This is a genomic window from Phosphitispora fastidiosa (assembly GCF_019008365.1).
Lineage (GTDB): Bacteria > Bacillota > Thermincolia > Thermincolales > UBA2595 > Phosphitispora > Phosphitispora fastidiosa.
The window spans coordinates 242,046-263,799 of record NZ_JAHHUL010000002.1 but is presented as its reverse complement, the minus strand read 5'-3'; the positions used below and the strand labels follow the sequence as shown (position 1 = coordinate 263,799).

Genomic DNA, 21,754 nt, shown 5'->3' with positions numbered 1-21,754 from the left:
GATAATGAACAGGGATTTGCTTTACAGTTTTATAGTGTTTTGGGGGATATGGATTCTGATTCCTATTTTGGTTGATGGGGTAATTGCTCTGGTCCACATTGTATTTTCCTGGCGGGAACTTAGGGAAAGAAAAAAGGATGATGCCAATGATGGCCGATTACCAGGTTTTTATCCCCAGATATCTGTGGTTATACCGGTTTTTAATTCGGAAAGTACATTATTGGAGTGTCTGGAATCAGTTGCCTGCCAGACTTATCCTATGGGTAGAGTCGAGTTATTTTTAATTGATAATGGCAGTACTGATGGCAGTCTTGCAGTCTTTCAAAGCTTTTCCGACAAAAACCCGGATATGATTCTAAGATGGATTAAACTTAATGAACCGGGCAAGGCTAAGGCCTTAAACACGGGAATTTTTTTGGGCAGCAGCGAAATTTTAATTAACATCGATTCTGACACCAAGCTTGGGCCTAATGTGCTTATGGAGACGGTGAAGGCCCTTTTTGCGCAGGAGGAAGTTGCCGGCGCCACAGCAGCAATTATGATCGATTTCAGCAGGATATCAAAAAAATCCCTGCTGCTTAGGTTGGTCCAGTCATGTGAACTCGTTGAATACCTGGAAGCATTTTTTATTGGGAGAAAATATCAGGCACATCATAATAATTTGTTTACCCTGGCAGGAGCCTTTTCGTGTTTTAACAGGAAGAGTCTTCTGCAAACCTTTCTTTATGACCAGAATTCGATATCAGAAGATACCAAACTCACCTTTGAACTGCGCAGAAAAAATCAGTGTAAGAAAATTATGTTTCTTGAAAATGCGAAGGTGTATGTAGAACCAATTCCTTCGTTGAAAAAGCTGTATTCCCAGAGGGTTAGGTGGCAGCGGGGAGAACTTGAGGTTATCGCATCATATGTTGACCATTATAAAGGTGGTTTATTGAAATTAGCGAGGTCGTATGCCGCCCGCACTTTGTTTGTGGACCACACCCTGATGTTCCCGCGCATTGTATGGACGATTCTAACCCCGTTATTAATATTTTTTGGTTATCCGATGGAACTCATTATTTTGGCAAACTTTTTTGTATACCTGGTTTATTTGTTCATTGATATTAATTATTTGTTAATTGCCTATCAGCACATAGATGGAGAATATCAGGATTATTTAAAGAATAATGCCTGGAGGGTGATTTTTATGCCGCTCTACAGGTTTCTGGTATTCTGGTTCCGTGCTGCCGGGGCAATTCATGCGGTAACCGAAAGAGCCATCTGGACAGTGGAAGACCCGGTTAATCAGACAATAAAGGCTATCGGGAAACTAAAGCATTAAAAAGAGCCCATAACAACCTACCGCCGGCTACCATAAATCCCTACAGACCCAGCAACAACCTTTCGGCTGCTACAGAGCCTTACGGAACCTATGACAACCTTTGTCAGACCATAATAAGCCCCTAACGAGCCTGTAATGACCTTTCGGCCAGTACAGACCCCTAAGCCGCGTATTCAGAGCAAAATCTGAAAAGAACTCTTCCAGAACCTATTATGATCGTGGCTCGACTATTACAAATCCCTTTTGAGCCCATAGTAATCGTTCGGACCACTAAAGACCCATACGAGACCTGTAATAATCTGCGCTCCGGCCATTACAGAGCCAAAAAGAAGCCAAAAGGAAACTAGAGAAGACCCTGTAATGACCTTTGCTCGACCATCACAGACCCTTTTAAGAGCCTGTAATGATCTTCGCTCGGCTGTTATGAACCCTTTACGTTCAGTATTGTGCCCGGAATATAATTTTAAAATACGCGGCAATTAAAGAAATTTTAGAAATCAGTTAATTTCATGAGAAAATAATCTTCTAAAAAGGTTTTTAACAGTGAAATGTGGAAAATAATAAGATGAGATAAGAATTTAGAAAAATGGTCATTAAAGAGGGATATGTATTGAGACTTCCCCCGCGGTTAATGACAATTGCAAAATTTATTCCAACTGGCAGCGTAGTCGCAGATATTGGTACAGACCATGCTATACTGCCGGTTTATTTGATTAAACAGGGCATTTCAGAGAAAGTGATTGCCGGAGACCTCAACAAAGGCCCGCTGGAAATGGCTGAAAAAAATGTTCTTGAAGCAGGCCTCTTGGACAAAATAAGGCTCAGACAGGGTAACGGACTGGAAATAATCGATGCTGGCGAAGTAGATACAGTTGTTATTGCGGGGATGGGAGGTGCCACGATCCGGGAGATCATTGAAAATGCCGGGGGCGCTGCTCATAGCTTGAAAAGACTGGTTCTTCAGCCGATGAATGATTCCCGGCGGTTAAGGCAGTGGCTGGTCAAAAACGGGTGGGGCATTGAGGACGAGGATGTTGTTGAGGAAGACGGCCGGCTTTATGAGATTATTTGTGCTGTCCCTGGAAATGAAAAGACTGCGGATATGGAGATAGTAGCAGTGGGGCCGAGGCTGTTTGAAAAAAGACACCCGCTCCTGATTAAAGTAATACGGAATGAATTGGATAATTATAATAGGATTTTTTTAGATATGGGAAAAAGCGCTTCGCCGAAAACCGCGTTAAAAAGGCGGGAAGTTCGGCAGGAAATCGAGATTTTGGAGAGGATTGAAAAATGCCTGCTCTCAAATGCCAGACAGTAATTAATTTAATGGAAAATTATTTCCCCAAAAGTCTTGCTGAGGAATGGGACAGTATAGGTCTACAGGTCGGGGACCCCGGGAGTGTGGTCACCGGAGTCATGGTAACCCTGGACATCAATGTCCAAACAGCAGCTGAGGCTGTAACCAAGGGTGCAAACATGATTGTTTCGCACCATCCTTTGATATTCAAGCCGCTAAAGCATATCAGACGTGATTTGGCCCATGGCAGCTTATTGGCTGAACTGATAAAAAATGATATCAGCGTATATTGTGCCCATACTAATATGGACAGCGCCCGGGAAGGAGTAAACCAGGAGCTGGCAGAGCTGTTGGAGCTTCAGGACCTGGAAGTATTAAACCCCGATAAAACTGAGAGACTATTTAAAATAGTGGTTTATATTCCCCGGGGCTATGAGGATGTAGTCCGTGAAGCCATGGCCAGGGCGGGTGCGGGGTGGATTGGTAATTATTCGGACTGCACTTTTTCGGTGCAGGGGACCGGTACTTTTAAGGCGGCAGAAGGGTGTGACCCGTTTATCGGTCAGGTGGGCGTACTAGAAAAAACAGATGAATTCAGGATGGAAACGGTAATCCGGGAAGAACATGTCCACCGGGTTGTCAAAGCCATGATTAAAGCCCATCCTTATGAAGAGGTCGCTTATGATATTTTCAGGCTGGAAAACACCGGTCAAAGGATGGGTCTTGGAAGGGTGGGCACACTTCCCCAGGCGGTGCGCTTAGAAGATCTGCTTAAAAGTATTAAAAGAAATCTTAATATTTCAAACTTGCGCTATGGCGGCAGTCCGGATATGACAGTGCGGAAAATAGCGGTCTGCGGTGGAAGCGGGGCCAGTTTGATGCATAAAGCCGCATTTGCGGGGGCAGATGTATTTCTTACCGGTGATTTGAAATACCACGAAGCTCAGGATATTCTCGCACTTAAAATGGCTTTTGTGGATGCCGGGCATTTTGCCACCGAATTTCCTGTTGTTGACAGGGTTGCCGGTTTGCTGCGGAATGGCTTTGACAAAGCGGGATACAGCGTACCTGTTCATGTTTCGGAAAACAACAATGATCCTTTCGGATATTTTTAGTAGAAGGCTATAGCCTTCTATTTTTATTGAATAAAAAATTCTATCAGATAAAAAATAGGAAAAACAAAAAGGGGTGACGGGATTGAAGAATATTACAAACCTTTGGGAAATACAGAACCTCGAAGAAAACAAAGGGAAAATACAACGACAGATTAAGTCTATTCCTGAATACAGGGAGCTTAAAGAGTTAAAAACAGAGATTGAGGCAGGGCAGAAGGAAGTACATGGATTGAAAAGGGAACTGGAACTGGTGAAAAAAAGTATTCGTTGTGAAGAAGATGCACTGGCAGTTTTCAAGGAGAAGATTGAAAAAGCAAGTGAGGAACTGTATGGAGGTCAAAACAGCAGCGCCAAGGAGCTGGAAACGGCCGAAAAAAATGTTGCCAAACTCAGGCTGCAGTGCACTGCTGTTGAAGAAAAGATATTGGTAATTATGGAAAAGGCCGATAATCAGGAAAAAAAGATTGAAAAATTGAGGTCCGCACTGGAAGACCGGAAGAATACCTTTAAAAGCCTGAACAGCAGGTATAAAATAACAAAAGAGGGTTTATACAACGCTCTTACAGAGGTTACTTCACGCTTGGATGTAATTAAGGGAAAAGTACCGCCGGAGGCGCTGCAAAAGTATCAAAAACTTTGTACCGGGTTTAAAGACGGCAAAGGGATTGCGGCTCTGCAGGGAGGGATCTGTTCGGGGTGCAATATGAGTGTTTCTTTTGACATATTAAAAAAAGCAAAAGACCGCAGCGATGTAAAGTGTGATAATTGCGGGAGGCTTCTGATAATGAAGTAAACAGAAAAAATCACTTCTTGTCTGTTTTGATAAAGCACATAACTATTTATCTTCATATAATGATATTAAGCAATTCCTGTTGAATTATGAAAAATATGAAGATAGTAGGGAGTGTATGAAATTGAATACCTTATATATAGCAGTAGCCGGCCATGCACACCAGAATAATGGCGAATCGGGTATTGGAATCTGTTATTATACCGACCCTGCCGGGGTGCCATTTTATGAGGAAGCGGAGTACCTCGGTATAGAGACACAGAATTCGACAGTTTATCATGCGATTTTCCGGGCTTTATCAAGGGCTGCAGAATGGAAATTTAAAAATGTGGTCATATTATCAGATAATCGGCTGGTAGTCGGTCAACTTGCCGATAATATGTCTGTCAGGGCACAAAGTATCATGCCGCTTCATGAAAGTGTAAAAAAGATTTCCAAGTCATTTAACAGTCTGAAGGTATCTTTTATAAAAGGGAAAAATAATCAGAAACCCAAGCAGCTTGCAAAGGCAGCCTCGGCGGCATCATCAGAACGCATAACCGCCCAAGCCCTGAATTTTGAGGTTTATCCGGGCATATCGGGGCTTATTCTTGCCTTTACTCCTAAAATGATGCTTGTCAGATTTAAGTACGAGAAGGGCTCCAAGATTGGAGTTCACCGGCACTATCACGAGCAGGGCAGTTATATCGTCCAGGGAGCGCTGAAGTATGTGGTTGCCGACCAGGATATCGTAATGCTTAAAGGCGCCGGTCTGGTGGTTAGTTCATATTCCGACCATGAGATTGAAGCTCTGGAGGACACGATAGAAATAGTCACATATCAACCAATGAGAGCAGATCTGCTGGAAGTGAGCCAGCACAAATAGTGGGTTAAACCTGCGATATTTAATAGTTATATGAAAGCTAGATATATGGGAGTTAGATATATGGAAGTAACATGGATAAACAAGGTATTTGACTTATTTCTGAAAAGGTGTTAAGATAAGAATCCAAAGTTGAATATAAATCGAGTAAATCAGGTGATCGCGGATACCAGTCCGAAAGGCGGTATCTGAGGAAAGTCCGGGCTCCACAGGGCAGGGTGCTGGGTAATACCCAGTGGGGGCGACCCTAAGGAAAGTGCCACAGAAATAAACCGCCACGGTAAGAGGCCAGAGCCTTTAAGGCCGGAGTTCATCCGTGGTAAGGGTGGAAAGGTGAGGTAAGAGCTCACCAGCAGCCAGGCGACTGGCTGGCTAGGTAAACCCCACCTGGAGCAAGACCGAATAGGGGGGCAATGGAACGGCCCGTTCCGCTCCCGGGTTAGGTCGCTAGAGGCGGCTGGTAACAGCCGTTCGAGATAGATGATCATCCAACGACAGAACTCGGCTTATCGATTTACTCGGTTTTAATTATGCAACGGCAGCGTATATTTTTGCAAATATGCGCTGTTTTTTTGTGCGGAAATCGGTTGCCAAAAATAGACCTATTTCGAAGGGACGACAGACAGTTTTATTCTAGAAAGAAACATTATAATTGCAATAAAAAATAATTTATGTCGGTAATGTTGGTTATTATTGTCGAAAATATAGGCTTTCCTCATGATCCGGCAGATATATTAATCAGAGATGGAAATAAAGTTCTTAGGGAAGTTCAAGCAAAGTCGAGCGATAAAGCATCTAGTGCCTTATTTGAGATGTCAGATAAAAAATATGAGGGAATGCAAAAACTGTTCAACTCTGATAAAGTTGATAAAGCCCGTGAACTCGCTGAGAAAAGAGTTGAAGCTGGGACATTAAAGGCACCGGAATACGCAGACACGCTGGAAAATATGACTGGAGAGTTGAAGCATGGAGAAATCTGTTCCGGTGGTACGAGCTATAATGAAGCAATGGAAGCCGCCAGGAATCCACAAGGTTATTCCCACAAACTTGAGTCAAAACAATTTAGAGAAGAATTGTGCCAATCTGTTAAATCAACCATGATTGCTTCAATAGTAATTGGTGGAGGAATTTCTGTTTTAAAAAATTCTATATCATTGTGCAAATCGGAAATTGATTCGAAAGAGTTTGTTGGAAATGTGGTGATAGATACTGGTAAGGCTGGGCTTCGTGGTGGAGTTACCGGTATGGTGAGTACCGGGGTTAGAACTGTTGCACAAAAGTCTGGTAATGCTATTCTTTCGAAAACAAATGTGGCTACAAGCATCGCAGTTGGAATGATCGATGTTGGAATTACCGTAATAGATTTTATCAAGGGTGATATAGATTCTGAACAAGCAATGATTCAGATTGGAGAAAAAGGTTTTAGTACCATGGCCAGTGTATATTCAGGAATGACTGCAGGTGTTGTTTTTGGACCGGGTGGAGCATTGGTGGGTAGTTTGATTGGATACATGCTCGCGTCAAATATTTATCAGACATGTGTTGATACTTTCAAACACGCAAAACTTAGAGAAGAAGAGGCCGTGAGACTAATTAGATTGTACGAAGAATCTATTGAGGTCATGAGGGCAGAAAGAGCTCAATTTGAAAAGTTAGTTGAAGAAAGACTGCAAAAAAACCAGTATGTTTTCAACAATTTCTTCAATAATTTTGATGAAGGGGTAATGAAGTCTGATTTAATGTTATGTATTAATAGCATGTCAGAAATCGCATCATACTTTGGGAAAGAATTGAAACATGCCGATTTTGAGGATTTTGATAGTTTTATGAAATCGAATGATACATTAATTTTGTAGGCTCAGTAGATAAATGGCCTTTATAGATTCAGAATGGTTAGTAGTTTATAATTTGCGAATTTGGCAATAAATTATCATAACTGATAAATTGTTGTCACCTTGATATAAGATAATCTCCTTGGTACTTAAAGGGGATTTATTTTTTTCATCAAAAGAAACAAAAAGGAGAGTGAAGGGGGTGATACTGTTAACAATGCACTGGCACTGTGTCCAAACTGCCATAGAAAAGCTCATTGGTGCAAAACTACAAAAACAAACCGGGCTGTTTCCTGAATCTGGTCCTCAGTGACTGGACAGGGACAATCGGGTGCAAACTGTGGGATTTTTAAATATGACAGTAGTTAAAAAGGAAATCTAATATTCTGCAATAAGGTTCCATAAAGTCTAGCTAATCTAAAACAGCACTTCAAGGAGGCTCTATGGAAAACACTTTTATGCTTGTTTTATTATTAACAATATTTTTCGCAGTGATTCTTCCCCGGCTATATAAGAAGCCTAGGGTTGTTGCAAGTGCTGTCATATGTTTTGCCTTAGTAACAGGTTGTAACTATGCAGCTACAGGTAAAAACAACCTGATAACAGATAACCAGGCAGTAAATAATCGCACGGTAAACAACCACAGGGTTGACAGTCAGATAGAAGTGGTCCCGGCAGAGGTCACATCTGTAATTGATGGTGATACTGTAGATGTCATTGTGGATCGGAATCGGGAAAGGATACGGTTGATAGGGGTAGATACTCCTGAAACCAAACACCCCACCCAACCGGTGGAGGCTTATGGCCCGGAAGCTTCGAATTTTACCAATAGAGTATTAAACGGTAAGTCAGTCTTTTTGGAATTCGATGTAACAGAGAGAGATAAATACGGGCGGATGTTAGCCTATGTTTGGCTTGAAAAGCCATTAACGGGCAGTAATAGGAAATCAGATCCAAAATGTTCAATGCGGTTCTGCTGCTTAATGGATATGCCTAGTTGATGACAGTTCCGCCAAATGTAAAATATGTCGATTACTTTAAAGACCTTCAAGCTCAGGCCCGGAAAGACGGCAATGGGTTGTGGGGATTCACGGGGTCAGAGTCCTCAAGGGGGAGATATGTAGGCAGCAAAAAATCAAATAAATACCATTACCAGGAATGTCAATGGGCAAAAAAGATACTTCCCGGGAATGAGATTTGGTTTACGGATGTTAATAATGCCAGAGCGTATGGATATACACCATGTGGTGTTTGCAGCCCACGATAGTATTAGGATGATTACCCCAATAACTAAAGCCTCCGTTTCTCAACAGGGTGATATGCTCCCCTTGTGGTAGACAGTTTAAATAATAAAACTGTTTATCACAAGGAGGAGCTTTTTTTGTCCCACAAATCGAAAATATCAGGAGTAGAAAGAATATCGGCTGTTGAAAAATACCTTCGCGGGGAAGACTCACTTAATCATTTAGCAATTCTGTTAGGTGTTTACCCTTCAAACATCAGACAATGGATTCAAACTTATCAATCAATAGGTCCAAATGGTCTGCTTAATGTATCCAAGAATATTTCCTATTCAGAGACCGGAGTTATTCTATGAAGGGTATAAAGGTTATTCTTGCGGCTATTACTGCAGCTTCAATTGCACACTATTTTAAGAGGGATTATGCTGTGTTGGCTTTTAGCAGCGGAGTTACGGTTTTAAGGCCCTTGATGAGAACGTTGGGCCTGAAACTGTTCTACAAATACTTTTTGCATTGGAACTTTATGGTGATACAGATGTGGGATTGGTATTGGAGGAAGGTTTAAAGCAGCTCAATAAATTTGAAAAAAAGGGGCTTAATCCTTACAGATGGCGCATGGAATCAAGGAAGGGACCCACTTAAGGTGGCAGCCTATTATGACAAACTCAGTGTTATTGGTTTCCCTCCGGCTAAACAAGGAAAAATCCGTCAATTGGCGGTAAAGGGAACAGGGGATTTTTCTTTTGTTGAAGATGAAACAAAGGTTTTTGCTGCAATATTAAAGTGTTTAAACTAGGATAGAACTTTTCAATTGTGATTTGTTCGGGTAGGACCAAAAAAGTGGAATGAGATTTTTCAGTGAAAAAAATAATTACACTTTTTGACAGCACAAGTGCAGTTTTAAAAAGGTGAGCAAAAAACGCTTGTTTTCCTAATAGTAGCTTCGAAAATTAAGAAATTATGTGCAGGCCTTATTTGAAAATCATTGAATAATTTGATGGTATGAATTTTGCATATATAATTTATTTAGAAGTTTGTTCGAAAGGACTTTAGAAGAGACAAGGTATACCTGAAAGACGTACTGGAGCTTAGCGAAAACCGTGATCTGGGCGCGTCTTTATAGAGATGGACCGCTCGGAGTTTGAATGGGCGCTTAGCTACAATGAAGTTGAATACATGATGGAGGGCACGCTTGAAATAAAGATTGGCGACAGGGTGATATCCGGACATGCCGGCGATGTCGCCACGAAAAAGTTCAAAGTCACCATTGTGTTTGTGGATAGATTGAGCGGAGCGTTATTCTGGTCATCTCCGGCGACACCGCATAACGCCGACCCCAATTAGTCCAAATCAAGTGTCGAAAAGAAAGTTCTCTTGACACTTGTTGTATCAGAAGAACCGTCCGAAACCGCTGAAAAAGTCGCGTTTTCGAAACGAATCTATGCGAATGGGGGGTGCAAAAAGCCTAAAAACTATAAATCTTATGAATTTTTCAGCGGTTTTGAATCAGCCACTCGACAATATTTGGCGAGTATCCGCTTGCGATGTATCTCGATATGCAGGATTACTACCGCCTGAAAAGCAAAACATGAGATGATTGAAAGGAGAGTTAACAATGGCAAAAGAAATATCTGATTTCGAAAAGGCAATGAATCAAGAGATTGAAAACCGAATTTCTCAGCTGGAAAATGAAGAGTATGACCTCGGCAAGCCCTTCAACAAAGTGGACTGGTTTTTCGTTGGTGTGGCGATTTTCGTGGGAGCGGGCATGATTATTTGGGGATTAGTGTGAATGGAGGAGAAAGAATATGAGTAAAGCAACCGATCAAGAAGCCATTTTCGGCGTAGTGCCGATGATAAAAAGCGAAAAGAAATACGGATTTATTGACACACTGCTGATTACCAGCGGATATGCCATTGCCACATGGTGTTATACACAGGGCGCTTTTATGGCGCAAAACCTGACTTTTAAGCAGTTAATAGCAAGCGTGTTCGGTCCCAACATACTTTTCATCACGCTGATAGCGCTTCCGGCGATTTTTGCGGTCCGGTATGGCGTGGACATTTGGGTTTGGATGCGCTCCATCTTCGGTGTAACGGCCAACAGGGTGATTGCAGTTGCGGTAATAATCATGGTGCTGCCTTGGTTTTCAGTGTGCGCGGATATATTCGCGGGTTCCATGATGCGTCTGGCCGAGGAGTTAGGGTTTGGAATTGCGCCGGGATTACGGCCGGTAGTTGCCTTGGTTTGCGTCCTCCTCGGAATGTTTATCGCGCTTGGAGGCCCGGGGACAATCAGATTGACCAACCGGTTTATGGTCTCTGCTCTGCTGCTGGTTGGAATAATCGCGACTGTTGTAGCATTTACCGCTGTACCGCTTGAGTCGATTACCAGCTTTACTCCTGCGACGTATACGAAAGACACCTACGCTCTGAATATAGAAGCCAGCGTGGCGTTTGCCATTTCCTGGGCTATGGGGGTAGCTGTCATACCGAGGCTGTGCAACAATGAGCGAAAAGGTTATTGGGCCACTTCCATCAGCTATGGTGTTGTCGCTCCGTTCTTTGTCTTTACCGGGGGCGTATTGTCTCTGGCAATGTTTGCAAAGACCGGAATCTTCACGGATGATCCGACAACCATTCTTGCCACGTTGGGCGGACCCAAGTTAGCACTGCTCTCTTTGTTATTGGTTGCAATTGCCAACATCGGAACTGCCGGTACGGGTACTTACATATACAGCATGATCCTGAAAGCAGTTTTCCCGAATCTTAAGTTTAAGTGGTTTGCCTTTATTACGACAGCTTACATGGCGGTCTTGACCCTTTGGGGTGGCGTAGTAGAATACTTTGGCGCGTTTATTTCCTATTCTGCATTTCTGCTGGCTCCGATTTGCGGTATATTGATAGTGGATTATTTCTTTATTCGCAAACAAAAGGTTTCACTGCGCGCTCTTTATGACTCAAATAAGAGCTTCAAACCGATAGGTTTCGTCTCCGTTGTGCTGGGTCTTGTGTCAGGGGCTTTGGTGTATAACCCTGGTACCGGCGAGATCCTCAGTCCTGTATTCTATTTCACCACCAGCAGCGGGCTTTCGTTTATAGTCGGCTCAGTGAGTTATCTGGTCTTATCCTTTGTCATGGCAAAAAGAAAAAAAAATTGACCAAGAAGAAGTAGTGAGTGCTTAATTTCTTTATGTGAGTGTCACAGGGGCGGTTAGAGACTACATTGCCTGCCTTTAACCCAACTTCCCGCTAAAAAGGGCCAATTATCCTAATATATACTCCTGTCTTTGACAGTTGTGGAATGAGAAAAGCTTGGGATCCCTTATAAATAGGGCGTTCCAAGCTTTTTATTTGTCTTTTAAAAGTGAGTAGTGTTTTTAGTTTTTTGTGCCTTTAAAAATTTTTTTCATCTGACTTGTACTCACTTGTTTTGCTGTTTACCTTCGAATTGGTTATTCAACCAATTCGAAGGATACAGGAAAATCGTTCTTTTATTAAAAAAATAAGTATTACAAAAACAACTGCAAAAAGGGGAAAATGCAGTTGTTTTGTATAATATATAATTTGAGATAGTTTGAAATAACCGGGATTATTGATATGATAGTATTAGGTTAATTTACAAAACAACTGCAAAAATTAAAAATTGCAGTTGTTTTGTAAAATGCAACTTATCTTTAGAAGATAAATATGTGTTAGTGGGAGTGAGAATATGACCACGATAAATAGAAGTTTCCAAAATATAATGTACACATAGGGTTGGACACAAAATTTCAAAACTAAGATATAATGGTGACATGATGAATAAACGAAAAAAATATTCCCCAGAGGAAAAAGCCAATATCGTTCTTGAGACCCTTCGAGAGGAAAACACATTGGCTGAAATTGCAAACAAGTATGAAGTAAGTCAGCAGTTGATAAGCCGTTGGAGATCCGAGTTTCTCACCAATATGCCTTCAGTCTTCGACAAGAAGGCTACAGAGCTAGAGAAGCTAAAGCAGGAGTTCGAAGTTGAGAAGGTAGCTCTCGAGCGTAAAGTTGGAGAACTAACCATCGACCTTGATTGGCTTAAAAAAAAACAAGTTCAAGTATTGGAACTGAGGAAAAAAAGCGCTAGTAGAACACAAAAAGTCTAAGTTGACAATCAAACGCCAGTGTGAGCTCATTGGGCTCCCGCGATCAACCGCTTACTATCAAAATGTTGAAGTTGAAGTGTCAACAAGTGAGATTGCGATTAAGAATGCGATTGACAAAATTCACTACAAGGAGCCTTCTTATGGGGTTAGGTGCATCCGGAACGAGCTTCAGAAGCTAGGGTTTGAAAAAGTCGGCAAGCGGCTTCTGCGGCGATACATGGAAGAAATGTGTATCCACGTATTCTATCCAGGACCAAATCTTAGTAAGCGAGACAAGAAAGCTAAGACTTACCCATATCTACTGCGAAACCTAGATATCAATCATCCGAATCATGTCTGGTCAATCGACATAACCTACATAGGGACACCAGAAGGATTTGTGTATATGGTAGCCATAATCGACTGGTACTCTAGGTTCATCGTGGGGTGGTCAATCAGCAACACTATGCATTCTGACTTCATTGTTCGGGCAGTAGAAGCTGCCATTGCCACTTATGGAAAGCCTGAAATTATCAACAGCGACCAGGGCAGCCAGTTTACATCCAGGGCTTATATCGATTATATAAAGGGTCACGAATCCATCAGGATCAGCATGGATGGAAAAGGCCGCGCCACTGACAATATCATGATAGAGCGCTTTTTCAGATCGTTTAAGTGGGAACGGTTATATCTGTTACGCCCTGAAACTATCCGAGAAGTAAAAGAGATGACCAATGAATTCATGGCCCATTACAACATCGAAAGAAGCCACCAAGGGCTTGATTATGCTACTCCGCATAATATCTATTACAAGTACAATACGCTTGCAGCTTAACAACTAAAATATGGAAGGGATATTTATCTTAGCAAATCTATTTTCGTGTCTTGACAAGCGGGGACATTATATTTTGCCAAAACGAGGAGTTGAGAAAAAGATGGGATTTATTTGTCCGAAGAATTGATAACAAGGATATTCCGGAATTTCCTGATGTAATGAAGCTTATTAAACGTTTTCTTTTCCCCGTTTATGAATCAATATGTAATGAGAAGGATTTTATTCTCCGATGGGAGCACGAGTCTATTCAGTAGGGAAATATTGGTGACAACGCCTGAATATGGGTATTTTAAACTGACAAACACCTGTCACTTATATATGCTAAGATCCCCCTGAGAACATGCGGGGGATTTTTTTGCCTAAATTAAGGGAAAATATGGATAGCTTAAAGGTTTTGAGCAAAAAATGAAGAAAAATGGAATTAATAAAATCATCTTAAAAGCGATGTGACGCCCAATGAAACAAGCAGTAATAAGTTTTATAGTGAACCAAAAGAAAAAACTTATAGAATGTGAACTTATAGAAAGACATGTAATTGGTTCTCTGGGGATTGACGGCTACTGGAAGGCCGGAGGATATCCGGTACTTGCTGAAATAATCACAGACATGGTTGAAAAGGGCATCCTTTCACCGGTTAAGGCAAGAGGAATAAACTGTAAGAGTCCCGAGCTTTATAATATTTACCGGATTGTGCCCAGTGATGAAAAGCCGGAGCTGGAAAAGAGGCGGCAGCTATTAACCCAGTATCATCCAATGATAAACACCTCATTTTATCTCAGGCACGTCAAAGAGCTTGAGCAGGATGAGAGGTACATATCTTTACTTGACCGTTTTTTAAAAGATAACCCTGATTTGGGTAAACTGACTCCAATTACTGTTAATGAGCGGTCTTTTCAGGTCTTTCGTGATGAGAAGTGGCTTCTTTCGGTTCAGGGGCAGAATTTTTTACAGCGGGTTGGCCTGGACTTGGATAAATTGCAGTGTTATATTACTCATGAGCCGTTTTTTTATTATAGCAAGAAGCAAAACAGCGGCCCAGTTAATGTGCTCATTGTAGAGAACAAAGACACGTTCTTTTCCTTGAAGACTCTTTTTCAGGAAGGCATTAATTCATGGGATGGTATAGAGTTTTCCCTGCTGATTTATGGTGAAGGGCGAAAGATAGAAAAAAGTATTTCCTTTTACGGGGAACTTGATGATTATCAAAATGTAACCTCTGAGTTTTGCTATTTTGGGGATTTAGACCCCGAAGGAATTAGTATATGGCATGCTCTTGCTGCGAAAATACCTGTTAAACCGTTTGTCTTCTTTTATAAGATTTTGTTTGAGAAGTATGGTTTTGATGCCCCTGTGGTTAGGAAAAACCAGAGGTTTTCCCATGAGGCAGTTGAAGAATTTGCGGCATATTTTACCAAGGATATTGCGGCAGGGATGAAAAAGATGCTGATGGCGGGGTATTACCTTCCTCAGGAAGGACTTGATTATGCAGCTATGCGGGTTTTGGCGGCAGAGCAGAAAGATTAGGTGGTGTTAACCCGGTGCGAACAGAATGGTTCAATGAGATGTTAAGCGGTTTTGGGGAACGGATGAGTAATATTGCAGTTTTTACTCCAATTATCGCATTAGGCCAGAAAACCAAATACCCTTATAACCTCCCCACATTAGGCGTAGCCGTTATGCTGTTTATCCTGGAAGATATGCTTAGGGTTGAGAAGGATTGTACTTATGAAGCAATAGCTTTTTTCCTGCAGCATATTGTCCGCCAGCAGTATAATGAAGAGCTTAGTCAGGAGGAAGCCGCGGAACTGGCTGATTTTATAGTTCGGGAAGGGCTGATGAACAATGGCCGTCCTCATTCCTTTACTTATCCGGATATCGAAACAAATACCGAAAAAACCCATAAATTTCATTTGGTAGAGTTAGAGGATTATGATATCAAGGATAAATTGGTCCGCCTTAAACTTTCCACGGCAGGCCTGGAGATGCTTTTCAAGACCAAGGAAATGTATAATGAACTGCAGGTTTCCATTACTCAGCTTTATTTAAGACAGCAGATCCAAAAAGGGGTTTTTGACGGGGCGCTAAGGTCTGTCGAGGAACTGGCGCTGGCCGTTAAAACAGAAAAAGAAAGAATACGGCAGCTCAAGGAAAAGATTATCCGTGATGTTCTCCAGGTGGCCAGGGAACGGGAATTGGAGAAACAGCTGGAAAGAATTAATGAGCAGTTAAACAGGGAAAAAGCGGTGTTTCATGAGCTTCAGGAACTGATTGATTATACAATGAATGAATACCATGCGGGTAAACTTACAGCAAAAGAGGACCGGGCAATTGAAAAGATCATTAAAATAAGGCGCCGGCTAATTGATGTGATACATTTGCACGAGTCACTTTTTACAGAAAAAATACGGGTCCAAAACCTGATGGTTAATGCAGTTGAATCAATGATCCTGACCGCATTTAACCCTAAGGTGAATTTTGAAACCGAATTCCTCTTTCCGGTTGTACAGAGGAATATTGAAATAAATGTGCTAAAGAAGCTATTGGACCCTGTCCTCCCAGTGAATAAACCCTTAGCTTACAACCCTGGCAGGGTTTTTGAAGAACAAAGGCTGAAAGGTCAGGGTGAAGAGCCGGGTGAACAGGAATTGCCGGAGATGGTAGAGGAAATCCAGCGCAGGGAGGAAGAAAAAGAGCGTGAATCTCAGTTGGAAAAAGAAAGGAAGATGGAGAAATACCTGCTAATGCTGCTTACACCTTTGATTGAACAGGATGAGATTAAGGTCAGCAGTGTTCTCCGGCAATTAAAAGAGAATGATCCTGCTGAATATGAGGAGCTTATCAATCAGCTGGATTTCTATCCATTTATTGTTCAGCTGCACCAGATGGGCCGGATACCAATGATGGCCGGGTGGGAAACAGAAACCATGGTCCTGGATGATGTGCCCAGGGTGCTGGTAAGAATGGCGGCCGGTTATAGCGATATTTGCGATTTAAAAGCAGTTGAACTAATTGCTGGAGAAGAGATAATTCACCTGCCTAACGGTTATGTAATGTCAGATTTTACAGTAAGGAGGGTTAACCCTGATGGAGTGGCTTGAGGATGATGTGCGATGGGCTTTTAAAATCTTTATGAAACTGCTGGAGAAAGGCGTTATTGACGAAACCCAGCGGGATTACCATTACAATTACAGCCGCCCTGAGGTGCGAAATATACTTGAAGAAGTAATTGAGAAGGAAGCAGATGTTAAGATTTTTTCCACCGGTGATATGTTATTTCTATCCCCCGGAGTGGGGAACCGGGTCTTTGGATACAAGAATGATGAACTGAGGAAAAAGCTGGGTCTTCGAAATAACAGTGAACTTTACCTGGCGTATTTCATCATCCTCAATCTGCTGGCCAAGTTCTATAACAGTGATGACCAGTCTTTGGCTTCCCGCCAGTTTGTCCCTCTTGAAGAACTGGAGGAAACCGTATCTATGCACGTCAGTACTATTATGGAAGCAGACCCGGCGGATATAGAGGCCCAGGAAGATAATTACCGGATAAACTTACTGAGTGTTGCTGAAACATGGCTGGATATTCCGGCCTTTGATGACAAGATTGTCAATTTAAAGAAGGCTGTAAACAACAGGATCAGCTTTATTCTGAGAATCATGAGATTTCTGGAAGAAGAAGGATTGGTCCAGGTGCTGGAAGACAGGGAAATCAGGCTTTTACCCAAAATGGAGCACTTAGTTGTTAAGTATTATTTTAACAGTCATCGCAAGGATTATTTGCTGCAGATGCTGTCAGAATCCCTGCCCCTGCTGGCCAAAGACATTTCAGCCGCAGCTTTGGAACTTAAGGAATGATAGGAGAGATACTATGCCGCGCATCAGCCGGATAAGAGTGACTAATATCCAATTTGATAACGGGAAAAAACACCTGCCTGATATTCTTTTTGACACAAAAGGGGTTGATTCGCTTCTGTTACTGGCTAATGGCGGAGGGAAATCCCTGCTTATTCAGCTGATTTTACAGACGGTGCTGCCCAATACCAAAATGGGTGAGCGAAAGATTGCCCATCTTTTAAGGCACACCCAGTATACCGGTCATGTGGCGGTTGAATGGCTGCTGGATAACAGCGGGGACCGCAGGCAGTTTTTGTGTACTGGATTTTGTTTCAGCAGCGGCCGCAGCAGTGATGTGCAGGTGCGTTATTTTAATTACATGTTTGAAAACAGGCCAGGCCTGGATATTGAAGCGCTACCCCTGGTAGAGACCGATAATATAAATGGGATGAAGCGTCCGATGCAGTACCAGAGACTTAAGGACTGGCTGCGTGATAATAATATCCAGGCTATCGAATCACCGGGTATTTATCAGGAGCGGCTTAAAATATACCAGATAGTCCCTGAGGAATGGAAAAACATAAGGGATACAAACGGTTCGGAAGGCGGAGTGGACAAGTTTTTTGAAAAGAGCCGGACCACCATGCAGTTACTGGATAACCTGCTTATTCCGACTGTGGAACAGATTATTTTCCAGAATGAAACCCGGAAGAAGGAACTCTTTAATGCATTCACCGAACACCGGGAAATGCTCATGCAAATACCGGTGATCAAGCAGAACCTGAAGGATTTTGCCGCCATCCGCGACCATGCTCAGGGAGTTGTTGATGAAGTGGCTGAACTTGACCGCCTGCAGGGGGATCTTGGGGCCAAGACCAGGGAGATGGTCAGGCTGGCCCGGACCTTTTATACCTTCTCCGAGGAGGCGAAACTTGAGACGGAAAGCCTGCTGCAACAACAGGGTGAAGTCATTGAAAGGAAAAGGGAGCTTTCCTGGAAGAGCAGGAGTTATGAGGCATTCCTGAAACAATTGGAACATAAAGCTGCCCAGGCCGTGGGGAAAACGCTGGAAAACGAATCTCTGAGAGCGAAAAACGATTTGGATAAGGCAGGTAAAAACGAAAGAGTTCTAAAAGCCGCTGATTATTTTAACAAGGTTGAGAAGGCCGAAACAGACGAAAACAAATATCGCACGGAACTGGATTTAATGGACCGCGGCCAGCCGGAATTATTAGGTCTGCTTAAGGAAAAGAAACAGGTTATGCGGGCGGCCTGGGATGAAAAGAAAATATATTTGGACGGACAATTGGCATCCAGGGAGAAGGAACTTGTTAAGCTTATAGATGAGAAAAATAATATAACAAGAGAGCAGGGACAAGCCAGATCACAGGAAAGGGAAATGAATGGTCAATTGGCAGATGTAAGTAACTGGCTTAAGACGTATGACAGGGCCAGGCAGGAACTGCTCCCGCTGGTCGGCCCGGAAGAGGTTATTGGTCCTTCCGCGGGGCTTAAAAACCGGGAAAATGAATTTCGTTCTTTGGAAGCTAAGGAGGTTGATACAAATCTCCATAAACAAGAGTTGAAATCCCGGTTTGATGGCCTTGGCGAAGAGATCCTGAGCCTGAAGGGTGAGCAACTTAAGGTTGAAAATGAGGCAGACCAATATAGAGACAGGATTGCAGGTTTTTCCAAAGAAGAAGACTCTGTCAGAGGCCTGCTCAGTGAACAGCATTTGTTTATAAAATCCATGTTCGAACAGAAGGAAGAAGTTCTCCTGAGACTGCGGGATATCTCTGACACTGTTCAGCAGCATAAGCTGAGCATACAGGCAGAGCTGGCCAACCTGCAGGAGAAGTGGGCTTTATTGGAAGGCCGGGATTTTTATGTACCCCACCATGATCTGCTTAAAATAAAGAACAGGCTTGAAAAATCCGGGATTTTCGTGGTTTTAGGCAGTGAATGGCTGGCAGAGCAGCAACTGTCTGAGGAAGAAAAGGAAGCTGTTATCCGGACTCAACCGGGTCTGCCCTTTGCAGTTTTGATTGAAGAGAACCAGGTTCCTGCCGTAAGAAGTATAATGAAACAGGCTCGGGAATGGACTTCTGACATCCCTCTCCTGTTCTTGGTGAAGAGTGAGGGAATTTTAAGAACCGGTGGACAGGCGGATTCTTTTATACCGCTTTGGCAGGAAGAATTATTTATTTATCTTCCTGAATCCTTCGGAGTCTATACCTCTGCTGAATTCTTTAATAGGACGAAAAGCGGGCTTGAGGAACAGATTTCTGTTAGGAAAGGCGAGTTAAGTGAAGTTACAGCCCGGGAAAGAAACATTATTTCGCTTCAGGAAAAGGTAAAAGATTTTTATCAAAAATACAACAGCCGGCTAGTGGATGGATGGGCAGCATCCGAGCAGATGCTGCTTGGTCAGGCGGCATCTCTTGGAGGAAAAATTGAATCAGGTGAAAAGGAAAAAGATCTGATAAAAGGGGAAATGAGCCAATTAGAAAATACCCTTCAGGAAATAACTGTTGAGAAACAGAAGCTGAATTCGATAATTGAAAAGCTTAAGGCATATTGCCGGCTGCATGATGAGTATCCTGTCAAAGCGAAGGAACAAACAGAGCTTACTAACCGGCTTGAAGGACTAAACACTAAAATGGCAGAGCTTCAGACGAGGTTGGTGGAGCTGGCCGGGGAAGAGGAGAAGGAGAAGGGCAGGATTAAAGAGGCCAAAGGCTTGATAAACAGCCATAAGGACAGTTTTGCAGCTTTTCAGCTGGCTGATGTTGAGCTTGTACCGGTACTCAATTTATCATATGATGATGTCGAAGTTGAGGTAAAGGGCATAATTGAGCAACTTTCAAATGCACAGAAAGAGCGCCAAAGCACCCAGACTTTGATGGAAAATGCCGTGAAACGAAAGAAAGAATACCTGTTACAGGTGGAAGACACCGGAATTGATGAGGACTGGCTGAGACAAAACCGCCGCATAGTGACCAGAGAAGAGATATTGGATGCCGGGAAAGTTGTCCGGGAGCGCCAAGATGCTTATGATAAAAAGAAGGTTGAGCATGAACAGGCAAAAATTAAGACTGCTAAGCTTGAAGCAGTGCTTGAGGATATAGTGGATAGAATTGCTGCTGATTTTTCCGGGCAGGAGCCCTATGACGGCTTTTCAGAAGCAGACCACCTTTTGGAAAAGGAAAGCACTGCTAACCAGATGGATAACGCAAAAAAGCTTCTGGAAGAGCTGGCAGTACAAATTAAGTCTCGGGTTGATTGGCAGAAAGAAACACATGACGCCTATGAAACCTTAGAAGAAAAGATACCTGAAGAAGTACGGCGGTTTTGGGATGAAAGTGTCCCGTATTCTGCCGGGGAATGGGAGTCTTTCAAAGTCAAGCCCCGTAAAATTGTTTCACAGCAAGAAACAGAACTTAATAACACTAAAAGTAATATTGAAAAACAGAGGGGAACAGTCGCAAGGCAATTTGACCGGTATCTGGGCAAACTTGAGAGCACGGAGAATCCAAAGGTCAGGCAGTTTATCCGTGACGTTAAGACCATAATGGAGGATAACCGCCTTTATGATTATGATTTTGTGCAAGACCAGTTCCTGCGAATTTTTGAAGGTTTGGAACAGTATGAGATTCAGTTCAATAATACTCTTGCCGAGTGTGAAATAAATAAAAAACACCTTATCAGCCTGTGTTTACGTCGTGCCGGGGCAGTTTATGAGAGTATTACAGAAATTCCGAAAAACTCCCGGATTAAACTTTATGAACGCGAAATTCAGGTGATTCGCCTGGACTGGCCCCTGCTTGACGAAGCAGAAGGCGCTGATAAAATGAATTATTATTTTGAAAAAGCCCTGGAAGATATGCAATTGTGGAAACAGGAAGGTAAAGATGATGATGAAATTAACCGCAGGATGGAAGAAAAACTGAAAACCCGGCATCTGCTGGACATAATTGCTCCTCTTGACAACTGCCGGGTAACAGTCTATAAACCCCGGCAGGAGTCTGTAATCCGTCACGGTAAAATTGATTATGCACCCTGGGATGAGGTTTCCCGCTGGTCGGGGGGAGAAGAATACAGCATCTATATTACCATGTTTATGATTATGCTTACCCACATCCGGCAGCAGACTGAAGGGCGGAGGGACCTGTGGAAGGTTTTAGTTGCCGACAATCCTTTTGGTAAAGCATCTTCACCTCATATATTGGATACTGTTTTCCAAATAGCTGCGGCAAATAAGATTCAGTTATTTTGCCTGACTGCCCATAAACAGGATGACATATTGAAAAGGTTTCCGGTTGTTTACAGTCTGCAACTGAGAAACGCTTATGGCAAAGAAATAATGTCCGCGGAGCAAATGGAAAGCGGATTCTACCGGCTTGATACGGCTTCAGGTGACGGCTCCCAGATGATGCTGCCGGTTTAACAAGGCTTTAAACCGGTAAGACTTTGAAAGAGTGAAAAAGAATACTGTTACTTTACCGTGAGATA

General features: G+C 42.6%; 18 protein-coding genes, 1 other RNA gene and 1 pseudogene. All 20 read left to right on the top strand.

What is annotated here, in order from left to right; translation table 11 throughout:
* Positions 1-4 precede the first annotated feature (4 nt).
* The 20 genes and pseudogenes from Ga0451573_RS03565 to Ga0451573_RS03480 all read left to right on the top strand — a co-directional run bounded on the left by Ga0451573_RS03565 (position 5) and on the right by Ga0451573_RS03480 (position 21,689).
* The gene (locus Ga0451573_RS03565) at positions 5-1,324 is read left to right on the top strand and encodes a TIGR03111 family XrtG-associated glycosyltransferase (RefSeq protein WP_231682505.1); all 1,320 of its coding nucleotides are present in this window, start codon (positions 5-7) and stop codon (positions 1,322-1,324) included.
* A gap of 610 nt (positions 1,325-1,934) precedes the next feature.
* Positions 1,935-2,642 carry a tRNA (adenine(22)-N(1))-methyltransferase gene (locus tag Ga0451573_RS03560; protein WP_231682504.1) on the top strand — a complete coding sequence of 236 codons (708 nt, stop codon included), beginning with the start codon at positions 1,935-1,937 and terminating at the stop codon, positions 2,640-2,642.
* Positions 2,615-3,736, top strand: coding sequence for a Nif3-like dinuclear metal center hexameric protein (locus Ga0451573_RS03555; RefSeq protein ID WP_231682503.1), 1,122 nt, complete (start codon positions 2,615-2,617; stop codon positions 3,734-3,736). The genes Ga0451573_RS03560 and Ga0451573_RS03555 overlap by 28 nt, the downstream gene beginning before the upstream one ends.
* Positions 3,737-3,818: 82 nt before the next feature.
* A complete protein-coding gene (locus Ga0451573_RS03550; protein WP_231682502.1) occupies positions 3,819-4,529 on the top strand; it encodes a zinc ribbon domain-containing protein in 711 nt (236 codons plus the stop codon).
* 121 nt (positions 4,530-4,650) lie between these two features.
* Positions 4,651-5,391, top strand: a complete 741-nt coding sequence (locus tag Ga0451573_RS03545) for a reverse transcriptase-like protein (RefSeq protein WP_231682501.1) — start codon at positions 4,651-4,653, stop codon at positions 5,389-5,391.
* Between the two features lie 141 nt (positions 5,392-5,532).
* Positions 5,533-5,913, top strand: an RNA gene (rnpB, locus tag Ga0451573_RS03540) — RNase P RNA component class A.
* Positions 5,914-6,068: 155 nt separating this feature from the next.
* The gene (locus Ga0451573_RS03535; protein ID WP_231682500.1) at positions 6,069-7,244 is read left to right on the top strand and encodes a hypothetical protein; all 1,176 of its coding nucleotides are present in this window, start codon (positions 6,069-6,071) and stop codon (positions 7,242-7,244) included.
* Positions 7,245-7,382: 138 nt separating this feature from the next.
* A complete protein-coding gene (locus Ga0451573_RS20210) occupies positions 7,383-7,517 on the top strand; it encodes an HNH endonuclease (RefSeq protein WP_353740062.1) in 135 nt (44 codons plus the stop codon).
* A gap of 146 nt (positions 7,518-7,663) precedes the next feature.
* Entirely contained in the window at positions 7,664-8,221 is a 558-nt protein-coding gene (locus Ga0451573_RS03530) for a thermonuclease family protein (protein WP_231682499.1), read from the top strand.
* A gap of 329 nt (positions 8,222-8,550) precedes the next feature.
* The gene (locus Ga0451573_RS20205; RefSeq protein ID WP_353740060.1) at positions 8,551-8,817 is read left to right on the top strand and encodes a helix-turn-helix domain-containing protein; all 267 of its coding nucleotides are present in this window, start codon (positions 8,551-8,553) and stop codon (positions 8,815-8,817) included.
* Positions 8,814-9,026, top strand: coding sequence for a hypothetical protein (locus Ga0451573_RS03525; protein WP_231682498.1), 213 nt, complete (start codon positions 8,814-8,816; stop codon positions 9,024-9,026). Before Ga0451573_RS20205 ends, Ga0451573_RS03525 begins: the two co-directional genes overlap by 4 nt.
* 15 nt (positions 9,027-9,041) lie before the next feature.
* Positions 9,042-9,257: a hypothetical protein gene (locus Ga0451573_RS03520; protein ID WP_231682497.1), complete on the top strand. Its 216-nt coding sequence runs from the start codon at positions 9,042-9,044 to the stop codon at positions 9,255-9,257.
* A gap of 329 nt (positions 9,258-9,586) precedes the next feature.
* Positions 9,587-9,805 (top strand): hypothetical protein, encoded by a 219-nt coding sequence (locus tag Ga0451573_RS03515; RefSeq protein WP_269438078.1) that lies wholly within the window; start codon positions 9,587-9,589, stop codon positions 9,803-9,805.
* A 271-nt stretch (positions 9,806-10,076) separates the two neighbouring features.
* Positions 10,077-10,253 carry a hypothetical protein gene (locus tag Ga0451573_RS03510; RefSeq protein ID WP_231682495.1) on the top strand — a complete coding sequence of 59 codons (177 nt, stop codon included), beginning with the start codon at positions 10,077-10,079 and terminating at the stop codon, positions 10,251-10,253.
* A 16-nt stretch (positions 10,254-10,269) separates the two neighbouring features.
* Positions 10,270-11,622, top strand: a complete 1,353-nt coding sequence (locus Ga0451573_RS03505; RefSeq protein WP_231682494.1) for a cytosine permease — start codon at positions 10,270-10,272, stop codon at positions 11,620-11,622.
* Between the two features lie 639 nt (positions 11,623-12,261).
* Positions 12,262-13,411 (top strand): annotated as a pseudogene (locus Ga0451573_RS03500) (IS3 family transposase).
* Between the two features lie 456 nt (positions 13,412-13,867).
* Positions 13,868-14,935, top strand: a complete 1,068-nt coding sequence (locus Ga0451573_RS03495) for a Wadjet anti-phage system protein JetD domain-containing protein (protein ID WP_231682493.1) — start codon at positions 13,868-13,870, stop codon at positions 14,933-14,935.
* Positions 14,936-14,949: 14 nt separating this feature from the next.
* Entirely contained in the window at positions 14,950-16,509 is a 1,560-nt protein-coding gene (locus Ga0451573_RS03490; protein WP_231682492.1) for a hypothetical protein, read from the top strand.
* Positions 16,496-17,263 (top strand): DUF6063 family protein, encoded by a 768-nt coding sequence (locus Ga0451573_RS03485; RefSeq protein WP_231682491.1) that lies wholly within the window; start codon positions 16,496-16,498, stop codon positions 17,261-17,263. The genes Ga0451573_RS03490 and Ga0451573_RS03485 overlap by 14 nt, the downstream gene beginning before the upstream one ends.
* 13 nt (positions 17,264-17,276) lie before the next feature.
* On the top strand, positions 17,277-21,689 hold the full coding sequence (locus Ga0451573_RS03480) for a coiled-coil domain-containing protein (RefSeq protein ID WP_231682490.1): 4,413 nt from the start codon (positions 17,277-17,279) through the stop codon (positions 21,687-21,689).
* Positions 21,690-21,754: the final 65 nt, after the last annotated feature.